This is a genomic window from Burkholderia sp. BE17, assembly GCF_009362305.1.
Taxonomy (GTDB): Bacteria; Pseudomonadota; Gammaproteobacteria; order Burkholderiales; family Burkholderiaceae; genus Burkholderia; species Burkholderia pyrrocinia_C.
Map to the genome: position 1 here is coordinate 1 of NZ_WHNU01000086.1, position 10544 is coordinate 10544.

At 63.2% G+C, this 10544-nt stretch carries 10 protein-coding genes and 1 pseudogene; 6 read left to right on the forward strand and 5 right to left on the reverse strand.

All coding sequences use genetic code 11. From position 1 onward, the window contains the following. Positions 1–257 precede the first annotated feature (257 nt). Positions 258–1721, forward strand: a complete 1464-nt coding sequence (locus GD429_RS39540) for a PepSY-associated TM helix domain-containing protein (protein ID WP_152865596.1) — start codon at positions 258–260, stop codon at positions 1719–1721. 113 nt (positions 1722–1834) lie between these two features. On the opposite strand, the gene GD429_RS39545 is transcribed toward GD429_RS39540, so the two are convergent. Then, on the reverse strand, positions 1835–3079 hold the full coding sequence (locus tag GD429_RS39545; protein ID WP_152865599.1) for an NADH:flavin oxidoreductase/NADH oxidase family protein: 1245 nt from the start codon (positions 3077–3079) through the stop codon (positions 1835–1837). 77 nt (positions 3080–3156) lie between these two features. Here GD429_RS39545 and GD429_RS39550 point away from each other — a divergent pair, with 77 nt between their 5' ends. Together GD429_RS39550 and GD429_RS39555 are read left to right on the forward strand one after the other, a co-directional pair. Next, complete coding sequence (locus tag GD429_RS39550; protein WP_152865601.1) at positions 3157–3615, forward strand: MerR family transcriptional regulator; 459 nt, start codon at positions 3157–3159, stop codon at positions 3613–3615. Positions 3616–3719: 104 nt separating this feature from the next. Continuing rightward, complete coding sequence (locus tag GD429_RS39555; RefSeq protein WP_152865604.1) at positions 3720–4418, forward strand: hypothetical protein; 699 nt, start codon at positions 3720–3722, stop codon at positions 4416–4418. 313 nt (positions 4419–4731) lie between these two features. Here GD429_RS39555 and GD429_RS39560 read toward each other — a convergent pair whose 3' ends face one another. Then, complete coding sequence (locus GD429_RS39560; RefSeq protein ID WP_321575142.1) at positions 4732–5970, reverse strand: FAD-dependent monooxygenase; 1239 nt, start codon at positions 5968–5970, stop codon at positions 4732–4734. Between the two features lie 139 nt (positions 5971–6109). Here GD429_RS39560 and GD429_RS39565 point away from each other — a divergent pair, with 139 nt between their 5' ends. After that, a complete protein-coding gene (locus GD429_RS39565) occupies positions 6110–7027 on the forward strand; it encodes a LysR family transcriptional regulator (protein WP_152865609.1) in 918 nt (305 codons plus the stop codon). A 183-nt stretch (positions 7028–7210) separates the two neighbouring features. Here the strand turns inward: GD429_RS39565 and GD429_RS39570 are convergent, their stop codons facing one another. Then, entirely contained in the window at positions 7211–7471 is a 261-nt protein-coding gene (locus GD429_RS39570) for a DUF2798 domain-containing protein (RefSeq protein WP_152865612.1), read from the reverse strand. Positions 7472–7602: 131 nt separating this feature from the next. Here GD429_RS39570 and GD429_RS39575 point away from each other — a divergent pair, with 131 nt between their 5' ends. Continuing rightward, positions 7603–8553, forward strand: coding sequence for a LysR family transcriptional regulator (locus tag GD429_RS39575; protein WP_152865615.1), 951 nt, complete (start codon positions 7603–7605; stop codon positions 8551–8553). Between the two features lie 310 nt (positions 8554–8863). On the opposite strand, the gene GD429_RS39580 is transcribed toward GD429_RS39575, so the two are convergent. Continuing rightward, positions 8864–9202 carry a hypothetical protein gene (locus tag GD429_RS39580; protein ID WP_152865617.1) on the reverse strand — a complete coding sequence of 113 codons (339 nt, stop codon included), beginning with the start codon at positions 9200–9202 and terminating at the stop codon, positions 8864–8866. Positions 9203–9454: 252 nt separating this feature from the next. Here GD429_RS39580 and GD429_RS39585 point away from each other — a divergent pair, with 252 nt between their 5' ends. Next, complete coding sequence (locus GD429_RS39585) at positions 9455–10255, forward strand: PhzF family phenazine biosynthesis protein (protein WP_152865620.1); 801 nt, start codon at positions 9455–9457, stop codon at positions 10253–10255. Positions 10256–10424: 169 nt separating this feature from the next. Here the strand turns inward: GD429_RS39585 and GD429_RS39590 are convergent. Next, positions 10425–10544: pseudogene (locus GD429_RS39590) on the reverse strand (IS30 family transposase); the annotation flags it as partial.

Sequence of the window (10544 nt, forward strand, 5' to 3'; positions counted from 1 at the left end):
CCTTTGTTCTGCTGAACGTTCCGCCCAGCGGCTCGTGCACGTCGACGTGCATGGGCCTTCATGCCGTTCGTTTCACCACACCTGATTCAAGCGTTCACCCGACTGCCCGCGTCGCGCGGGCGACGCCGCCTTGCGCATGGCTTGCGCGTCGGGCCGCGTTGCCCATTGCGTCGACGTTCGCATGCCGGTGTGCAACGCGTTGACGGCGGCCGGCCCGCGCCGGCCTCGCCGATCGACGATCATGAGGAGCTGACACCATGTCGACCACCATCGAGCGGACGATCTCGCCCGCCCGTTCCGCAAGCGCCGGTTACCGGACGCTCTGGCGCTGGCATTTTTATGCCGGCCTGTTCGTTATGCCGTTTCTCGTGATCCTCGCGATTACGGGCACGCTTTATTGCTTCCAGCCGCAGATCGAGCCGCTGCTGTATCCGCACCGGCTGGTCGTCGAGCCGCGCGCCACGCCGAAGCTCGACCCGGACGCGCTGCTCGCCCGCGCACGTACCGCGATGCCGGCCGGTGCGACACTGGTTTCCGTGCAGGTCTCCACCGCGCCGGACCGCAGCGCCGAATATGTGTTCCGGCTGCACGACGGCAGCCGCGAGAGCGTCTACGTGAACCCGTATGACGGCAGCGTGCTCGGCACGCTGAGCGTCGAGCGCCGCTTCATGCAGGTCGACCGGATGCTGCATCGCAAGCTGCTGCTCGGCAAGACGGGCGAGTTGCTGATGGAGCTCGCCGCATGCTGGACGTTCGTGATGATCGGCACCGGCATCGCGCTGTGGTGGCCGCGTGGCGCGGCGCGCGTCGGGCGCGCGCTGCGGCCCGACCTGTCGCTGCGCGGCCGGCCGCTGTGGAAAAGCATTCACGCAACGGCGGGCATCTGGCTCGCGGCCGGCACCGTGGCGTTCATCCTGACGGGGCTGCCGTGGTCGGGCTCGTGGGGCAAGAACTTCAAGGCGCTCGCCGCGACCGTGAACCTCGGCGCGCCGGAGGGCGCATGGGGCGGCGCGGCGGTGCGTTCGACGCGCCCGGGCGCAGCGGCGGAACCCGCGCACGCGCAGGCTGCTGCGGCATCCGGCCATCATCACGAATCGGGCGACTCGATGCCGGGGATGGTGATGGACGACCTGCCGTTGCCGCAAACGCCGTGGGCGGTCGGCAACGTGCCCGTTCCGCATTCGCCGTCGGCGCCGACGCCGGCGCCGCTGCCGCTGGCACGCGCGATCGCGATCGTCGCGGGGCTCGGCGTGACGAGCGGCTACACGCTCGCGCTGCCGTCGGGCGCGGACGGCGTGTTCACCGCGTCTTACTTCCCGGCCGACCCGAAGGCGGAGCGGACGATTTACATCGACCAGTACACCGGCGCAGTGCTGAAGGACATCCGCTACGACGACTACGGCGTGGTGTCGAAAGCCGTGTCGTACGGCACGTCGCTGCACATGGGGCGTTACTTCGGTCTCGCGAACCAGATCGTCTGTGCGGTGCTGTCGCTCGGGCTGGCGGCAATGGCCGTCACGGGCGCGGTGATGTGGTGGAAGCGCCGCCCGGCGGCCAAGCTGGGCGCGCCGTCGCGCGAACGCGGCACGCCGCCGATGCGCGGCTGGATCGCGGGGCTCGTGCTGCTCGGGATCGTATTCCCGCTGATGGGGATGACGATCGTCGCGGTCTGGTTGATCGATCGTCTGCTGTTCGGTCGTGCGGCGCGCTCGACTGCCTGATCGAAAAGCGCCTCCATCGATTCAAAGGATTCCGAACATGAAGTTCGGATTGATGCTGCCGGCCGCCGTTCTCGCGGCTTTTGCGCCGGCCGGGCAGGCACAGGAAAACGACGTCACGCGCGCGGGCCCGCCGCGCGCCCCGCCATCCACTTCCGATAGCGCCGCGTCTGGCACTGCGCGGCCAGTTGCTGCCGGACCAGCGCGCGCAGCGGCGACACCTGCGGGTTCGTGCGGCGCCCTTCGCTGAGCCGCGTGAGCTGGAACTTGACGACGGCCATGTTGGCCAGCGCGCCCAGCACCTTGTTCTTCCACCGGATCGGCTGCAGCACCGGCGCGCTGTCCTTGCCGGCCCGCCAGTCGCGCGGCAGGTTCGGATCGATCGACAGCGCGGTCGCGATGCCGACCATCGCCACGCCGCTTGCAACCACCTGCTCGGCGACCGCACGGCGCCGGATGCCGCCGGTGACCATCAGCGGCATCCGCGCGACGGCCGCGATGTCGCGTGCGAATTCGAGGAAATACGCTTCGCGCGCAAGCGTGCGCCCGTCGCGCGCCTCGCCCTGCATCGCCGGCACTTCGTAGCTGCCGCCCGACAGTTCGACGAGATCGACATCGAGCGGATTCAGCAGCTCGACCACGCGCTTCGCATCGTCCGCGCTGAAGCCGCCGCGCTGGAAATCGGCCGAGTTCAGCTTGACCGCGACGACGAACGCGGGCGACACCGTCGCGCGCACGGCCCGCACGATGTCGAGCAGCAGGCGCGCGCGATTTTCGATGCTGCCGCCCCACTGGTCCTGCCGGCGGTTCGTCAGCGGCGACAGGAACTGGCTCAGCAGGTAGCCATGCGCCGCGTGGATCTGCACGCCGGTGAAACCGCTTTGCTCCGCGAGCTGCGCCGCGCGCACGAAACGCTGCTGCACCTCGGCGATATCGGCTTGCGTCATTTCCTTCGGCACCGGGAACTGCTTCGACAGCGCGCCGAGCGCGAGCGGCACGGCCGACGGCGCGAGCGTCGTCTGGCCGAGCGCCGCCTGCATCTGGCGCCCCGGGTGGTTGATCTGCATCCACACGTGGCCGCCGCCCGAGCGCGCGATCTGCGCCCAGCGGCGGAAACGGTCGAGATGCGCGTCGCTGTCGAGCACGACACCGTTCGGCCCCGTCATCGCGCGGCCGTCCACCATCACGTTGCCGGTCAGGATCAGCCCGGCCTGGCCGTCGGCCCAGGCCTGGTACAGGCGCAGCAACGCGTCGGACGGCGCGTGATCCGCATCGGCCATGTTCTCCTCCATCGCGGCCTTGGCCAGCCGGTTCGGGATCACCGCACCGTTGGGCAGTGTCAGGGGCGTAAACAGGTTCATGGAGCGCATCCTCGATTGACGATGCCCAACGATAACTTTAAAGTCAACTTTAAGGTCAAGCCTCTTTGGAGCACCACATGAAAATCGGCGAACTGGCGCGGGCCAGCGGCCTCGCGGCGTCGCGCATCCGCTTCTACGAAGCGAGCGGCCTGCTCGAACCGGCCCGCCGGCAGGCGAACGGCTATCGGGAATACGGGCCGGAAGCGCTGACGCGGCTCGCGATCATCGACCGTGCGCAGCGCGCGGGCTTCGCGCTCGACGAAATCCGCGCGGTGCTGCCGCCCGATCTCGGCGCGTGGCCGCGCGACGAGTTGCTGATCGCGCTGCGGCACAAGGTCGACGAAATCGCGCTGCTCGAACAGCGTCTCGCGCAGAACCGGCGCCATCTGGAGACGCTGATCGACGAGATCGAGAACAAGCCGGCGGGCGAGGATTGCGCGGGCGCCGCGCAACGCATGCTCGACCGGCTCTGCGAGCAGGACGACGAGCCGCCGGCACCGGCACCCGTCGCACGGCCGACGCGCAAGCGCGCGTGACCAATTGCACTGCGTCACCTGACGATCCATCAACCCGCGCTGCGGCGAGGCGAGCCTACGCGTGCGCGTCGGCTTCCGCGCCGCGACCTCATGATTCGAACCGCATGACGATCCCCCGCTTCAAAGAATTCCTCATCGCCGCGCTGCTGACATTCGGCATCGGCAATGCATACGCCACGCAGTGCGGCGACACGCCGCCGTCGCTCACTTGCCCGGACACGTCCGATCTCCCTGACGACATCGTCGCGCAGCTTCCCGCCGGCTACGAAGCGCTGGATGCCGCGTCCGGACGCCTGACCGACAGCGCCCGCCCCGGCTACGTCGTCGTCGCGCACCTGCCCGGCGATTCGATGCGCAAGCCTGGGCCGCGTCCGCTGCTGATCTTCCTGCAGGGCAAGGACGGACGCTACCGGCTGGCGGCGCGCAACGACACCGTGATCATGAAAGCCGACGAAGGCGGCATGGGCGACCCGTATCTCGATGGCGTCGCGGAGAACGCGCTCACGATCGAACCGCGCGCGTTCACGGTCGAACAGGGTGTATTCGCGGGCCATAACCACTGGCGCGACCGCGTGACGTTTCGCTATGACGTCGCGCACCGCACGTGGGTTTTCCATCGCGAAGTGTTCCGCAACTGGCGGTTCAACTATGAGCACGACGGCGACGCGCTGAAGGCCGATCCGGTCCGCGTCACGCGCGCCAACGCGACCAAGGCCGTCGCGTTCGAAGCGTGGCGGCCGAGTTACTGGTGCGAATCGAGCGAGCGGCGCGAGACCGATCCGGTTTGCCGCAAGCAGCACTGACGGCGGCACGGCTGATGACGATGGAGGCTAGGCTGGTACTGTCGAGATTCATGTAACGCTGAACTCGGCGCAGCGCACACTGGCGGCCGAAAGTGATTGGGCGCAGGCGTAGCAACCGACGCCATCGAGCATGGGGCTGGGCCGGGCCCGCCATGGGGAGCGACGCGGACGTCCGGTCATCCGACTCGGTTCGGCCAACAGCAGACATTTGCAACGATCCGTCTGCCAAAGACCATCTGGTTCCTCTAGTGTGAAAGATACAGGCCTACAGTTCACCGCGAGGAGTCTCACTGCTGGAGACTCCAACCGTTGTTTAGTTTGGCACGGTCCCAGGAGCGTACAGACTGCTGACACCGGCACCATCCACAGGCATGCCGCCTGCATAGAGTGGCATGGGCAATCCTTGCGCCCATCCCTCAGCCAATATCTGCACATCACGGACAGGATTGGATGCCTTGGCCCGCTCGTTGCGGATGCGACAGGTTTCTGGGTCAGTCGCAAGTAGGGCGCGTGCAAAGATCCGTCCCTTTTCGGCCAGCTTGGTGGTCTTGGGCCTGCGGATCTCCGTGAATTGCTGGAAGACTTCGTCCAAGCTACCGCCTGTGCCCTCCAGGCACCGAGCCAGATGCCATGCATCTTCCAGTGCCTGACAGGCACCTTGCCCCGATGTCGGCAAAGGCGCATGCGCTGCATCTCCAATCAGCAGCACATTTGCCCGACTCCATGCATGCAGTGGCTCCAGGTCATGCACCGCAATCAGCCGGATGGCACGCGCAGGCGTGGCCCGAATGATGGGGGCGACAGGCTCGGGCCATCCGGCGAACAGATCCTCAATCTCCTTGCGCATTTTTGAGGTGGAGGTTTCCCCAGGCAATGGCCGCGCCTGCGCTGCTGCCCAGTAGAGCAAATCGCTCCGGATCGCCACGCAGCCGAAGCGCTTGCCCGCCCCCCAGAAGTCCTGAATCGCGATGTCGTCGACCAGCGCACTTTGTCCCTGCGCCACGCCGATCCAGTTCACGAAGCCCTGGTAGATCGGCGTGTTGTCACCCGCAACAAATTTGCGCGCCACTGAATCCATACGGCCGTCGGCCCCGATGAGCAAGTTCGGGCGGATGCTCACGCCGTTCTCAAAATGGGCCACGGCCCTGCCGTGGGCATCCAGATCAATGGCCGCCGCTCGGTGTCCGAACTCCACCGGGATGCCTGCCCGCGCCGCATGCTTCAGCAACACCTCCTGCAAGTCCCGGCGCAGCACCGTATGGGTCGGATACCCCATCATCCGATCCAGCAATGCAATGTCGACGCCTCCCAGAGCGTTGCCTGCGTCATCGTAGCGATGCGCTATCAGAGGCCGGCCACCGACAGCCTCTATGTCTCGCAGCAGTCCCAGCTCTTCCAGCACAAAGCCTGCATTGGGCCAGAGCGTCACGCCAGCTCCCATAGTCGCAGGCTCCGCCCGGCGCTCATAAACACGGGGACGGTACCCCTGCTTGTGCAAGGCGAGTGCCACGCTCAGCCCCGCAATGCCGCCGCCAAGTATTCCAATTTCCACGCTGAAGCTCTCCTTCTCAAGCAGTCCTGATGCACGGCCAAGGGTGGCTCATCGGACAAGAAGGGCATCTTAGATTCCACCAACACGGAGAACTAGCGTGCAAAAATGGGCAGATTTCATACCTCAAACGGGATAATCAATGCGCGATGCACTCGATCTGAATACTGTCCGTGTCTACGCGGCAGTCGTGGATGAGCAGAGCTTCGCTGGCGCATCACGCCTGTTGGGCATGCCCTCGTCGAATGTCAGCCGCCACGTTGCAGCACTGGAGCGCAGACTCGGTGTACGCCTACTGGAGCGAAGTACCCGCCATCTGCGCATGACGGAAGCCGGCCGGCTGCTCTACGAGCGCGCAAAGCCCTTGCTCGACACCTTGCTCTCCACGGAGGAAGAGCTTGGCGTGATACAGCGCGAATTGCGCGGTCCTCTGAAGATGTGCATGCCTAGCGAAGCGCCAAGACTGCTGGCTCCCATCCTCGCCGAATTCTGTAGCCTCCATCCCGGCATCGAGCTGGAATGCGATACCCGGATGACCGGACTGGAAGTGCTTCGAGAGGACGTCGACCTTTCCATCGTCTTCCATCGGGGTCATCAGGAGGACAGTGCCTTCATCACCCGCGAACTCGCCACACTGCCCAGCATCGTGGTCGCCGCTCCTTCCTTGCTTGCCAAGACCGGAATGCCACGCTACGTGCGTGAGCTGAAATCTCTGCCCTGCATCACCACCCTCAGTGCACTGAAGGGCCAGCCCTGGCAGTTTCAGGACGCTGCGGGCGAAATGGTCAAGGTGCCGGTCCGTAGCCGCTACCGCGTCAACAGCGGAGAACTGGCCGTGGCAGGCGCACGGCAAGGCATCGGTTTCGCGATTGTGGCGGCCTACCCATGCCAGGAAGATCTGGCCGCAGGCCGATTGCAAGAGGTGACACTGGACCTATGTCCTGCGCCGTTGCAATTGCTTGGTGCCTACAGCCACCGGCATTCCGTCACAGCGCGTGTGCGGGCATTGCTGGAATTAATTCAGATGAGGTTAGGCGAATTGGGCAGCCTCGCGAGGTGAAATGCGCGATGCATCTGAATCGCCGAATATCTGCAATGGGTTGCGAGACGTGCCGTCCGGGTGTCGTCTTGGCTGCCCGAGCGGCGACGGCATCGTACGGCGCAGCGCGGCCAAAAGCCGACCTTCGAATGTCAACCTCGGTCGTCGGCAAATGCACGCCTGCGTCGGTTGCGACCTAGATGGTCAATACGTGTGAACCGTCCACGCGACAAGCCGGGCGACTATCGGGCGCACTACCAAGATGCAGACAAACGCGGAAGGCATCGCCACCCGATACGCATTCTTCACATTTTCGATGTAATGCCCGTCGATGCCGAATTCGGCGACGGTTATCACGAGACACATGAGAAATGCCATGATGGTCGCCATGTACAGCGCAAATACATATGGCGCAGATGCTCTTGGGAAGCGAATCCGGCGGGTCGTGGTGGTTCCTGCGGGCATGAAAAACCTCATAGCGTGGGTCAGATGGGATAGCTAGCGTACCGGGTTGAGGAACAGGCTGGTAGCCGGTGCACACTTGATTCATTCGTAAGTAAAATTGACGACACGCACGAAAAGATCGAACGGGGCCGATGGACATTCTGAGACTAATCAACATCTTCATCCGTGTCGTGGAGACCGGCAGCATCGCCGCGGCTGCACGCACACACGGGGTGAGTGCAGCCGCAGTTAGTCAGGGCGTTGCGCGCCTCGAGGCACATCTGGGCGCACGCCTGCTCTCACGAACGACACGCAAGATGGCGCTCACCGAAAGCGGCGCACGGTACTACGCGAAGGTGAGGCATATTCCCGGGGATATCGATCTGGCCTCCCAGGCAGCGGCCTCGGAGGCGGCACCGCAAGGCCCGCTATGCGTCGCCACAACGGCGGCATTCGGTCGTTACGTGCTCGCGCCACTGATGCCCGCATTCAAAGCCGCATATCCACGCATCGATACCGAACTCATCAGCACCGACAGGCCCGTCGATCATCGGCTCGAAGGCATCGACGTAAGCATCCGGATCGCGGCACAACTCGATGAGCGGCTGATCGCCCGGCGTATTGCCTCGCGGCCTTTCGTGTTCTGTGCGTCGGGCGGGTATCTCGAACGCGCTGGCGCACCTCTCTCGCCCGAGGATCTGAAACACCACGCCTGCCTAGCTTTTCGTTATCCGACAGACGGCCGTTACTTGCCATGGGGATTCACACGGGACGGCGAGCGCTTCGAAGTGCAAGTCAAACCCGCGTTCGTCTGCGATGACATCGACATGCTTGCGCAGATCGCTGCGAATGGCGGAGGTATCGCACGGCTGGCGAGCTTCGTTGCACAACCGATGATCGATAGCGGACGCTTGCGGGCATTGTTCGAGCCGGGCTCCGGCAACATCGCCCATGCCGAGCCGGAACCGATGGACCTCTACGCATGCGTTACCGAGCGATCGGCGTTAAACGCAAAAGCACGCGCATTTATCACGTTTATCGAAAAGGCGCTGGAATGCCAATCGCTTGCTCACACGCAGGCGGGAATGGCCAGTACCGCCTGAGGCTCAGGTTGCACCGCAACCTTTAGCCGTGGTGAGATGCGCATGCTGTCATGCCGATGTCGGCCAGTTTCGGTCGGTCGACACCACCGATCGAATCGTCGACAATCACGGCCACTCACTGTCAAGGATGGTGGCCCGTGCAAATTCTTTCGACCGAGTGGAGACCGGCAGGCCGGGAGAACAATACTCAAACATTGGGATGACTGTGAGAACAACATTTGAACGAAGGTCCACACTCCCGGTAAGCGCCGCTGCAGCGTGGTTGCGTGTGACAACGCCGCAAGGCATCAACGACGAACTGTTTCCGTGGTTACACATGACGGTCCCTGCCGCTCTGCGAGGTAGGTCGATCGATCAACTCCCGCTTGGGCGCTGTTTCGGCCGGAGCTGGCTCCTTGTGTTGGGCGTGCTCCCGGTAGATTTCGACGACATCACGCTCGCTGAAGTGGGCCCCGGATTCCGATTCAAGGAAACGTCGCGAATGCTCGGCATTCGGACCTGGATTCACGAACGGACCATTCGCGACATAAGCGGCGGTTGTGAAGTGCACGACAAACTGACTTTTGAGTTGCGTTCGCCGACGCGATGGCTGCCAGGGTGGCCAAGTATGATTGGCGGCGTGCTCGTGTTTCTTTTCCGTCATCGTCATGCGCGGTTGTCCCGGTGGGCCACCGCTCATGCTCGCTAAAACACTTCATCGCAGGATCGACGGGCAGCAAAACGTTGGGCAAACGGCTGCTTTCAGACGACGCCCACGGCATCGTCGGCCCAAGCGAGCGGTCGCTTTTTGTGCCGAACATCGCAATCTGTACATGTTCGCCAGCTTCCCGGGCTGATATCGTTGTCTACGAATAACACCGCAAATCGCTGACCAACCTCCCGCTTTGAACAGGCGCATTTCATGAAACTGCCGATCTATCAGATTGACGCATTCTCAGATAAGGTGTTTAAGGGTAACTACGCTGCGGTAGTGCCACTCGAACGCTGGTTGCCCGATAGCTTGATGCAGGCAATCGCCGCTGAGAACAACCTGTCCGAAACAGCATTCTTCGTGAAAAATGCCGACGGCGCGTTCGACATCCGCTGGTTTTCTCCACTTACCGAAATTGCTTTTTGTGGACATGCCACGCTGGCAAGCGCATACGTGATCTTCAAGCGATGTGATGATTTGGAAGTCATCGAATTTGTTGCGAAAGCGGTCGGTCGGCTTGCCGTTTGCCTTACGCATGACGGTCTGATCGAAATGAGCTTCCCGCAGCGCCGGCCTGAAAAATTGGAAGAAATACCCGCGAACTTGATCCAGGGGCTTTCGATACGGCCTCAAGAAGTGCTGATAAACCAGCAAGCCTATGTTGCGATCTACGGAACGGAACACGAGGTACGATCCGTCGTACCCGAACTCAATCTGCTGTCGGCACTTGGTCCGCTCGATGTTGTCGTGACAGCGCGCGGAGATGAGCATGATTTTGTGTCCCGCTACTTTTGGCCTGCCAATGGCGGAGATGAAGATCCGGTGACCGGATCTATTCACGCGGCGCTTGCGCCATTATGGTCCGACCGTTTGGGCAGGTCACAACTCGTGGCCATGCAGGTGTCACGCCGCAGCGGGTTACTTCATTGTCGCGTACAAGGGGACCGGGTATATATCTCCGGTCAGGCTGTTCAATATCTTGAAGGGACAATCGAAATCCCGGAAGCGTAGGTGCGGCCGTTGTAAACGGAAAATGTGAGCCTGCGCTTTTTGACACGCGTTCGGCCAGAAGCAGTAAGGCGACGGTGCGCCCCCAGATCATTGGGCTCCGCAAGGTGACAAACGTGGGAAATGAAGGTCCGCTATCGCGAAACCTGACCGGCCGTTGTGGGTTGCGGATTCAACCCGTCGATGCAACGAATTGATGAAAGCGCTCAGCCGGTGTATCGAAGTCTAGCGTCTTTCGAGGACGCTCATTGAGCCGCTTGGCAACAGCGTTGAGCGTGGCCTGTGAATAGGC

Bases quoted from the DNA above. Each gene is read 5' to 3' on its own strand.
- GD429_RS39540 (WP_152865596.1), top strand. From the start codon at position 258: ATGTCGACCACCATCGAGCGGACGATCTCGCCCGCCCGTTCCGCAAGC.
- GD429_RS39545 (WP_152865599.1), bottom strand. From the start codon at position 3,079: ATGAACCTGTTTACGCCCCTGACACTGCCCAACGGTGCGGTGATCCCG.
- GD429_RS39550 (WP_152865601.1), top strand. From the start codon at position 3,157: ATGAAAATCGGCGAACTGGCGCGGGCCAGCGGCCTCGCGGCGTCGCGC.
- GD429_RS39555 (WP_152865604.1), top strand. From the start codon at position 3,720: ATGACGATCCCCCGCTTCAAAGAATTCCTCATCGCCGCGCTGCTGACA.
- GD429_RS39565 (WP_152865609.1), top strand. From the start codon at position 6,110: ATGCGCGATGCACTCGATCTGAATACTGTCCGTGTCTACGCGGCAGTC.
- GD429_RS39570 (WP_152865612.1), bottom strand. From the start codon at position 7,471: ATGCCCGCAGGAACCACCACGACCCGCCGGATTCGCTTCCCAAGAGCA.
- GD429_RS39575 (WP_152865615.1), top strand. From the start codon at position 7,603: ATGGACATTCTGAGACTAATCAACATCTTCATCCGTGTCGTGGAGACC.
- GD429_RS39580 (WP_152865617.1), bottom strand. From the start codon at position 9,202: ATGACGATGACGGAAAAGAAACACGAGCACGCCGCCAATCATACTTGG.
- GD429_RS39585 (WP_152865620.1), top strand. From the start codon at position 9,455: ATGAAACTGCCGATCTATCAGATTGACGCATTCTCAGATAAGGTGTTT.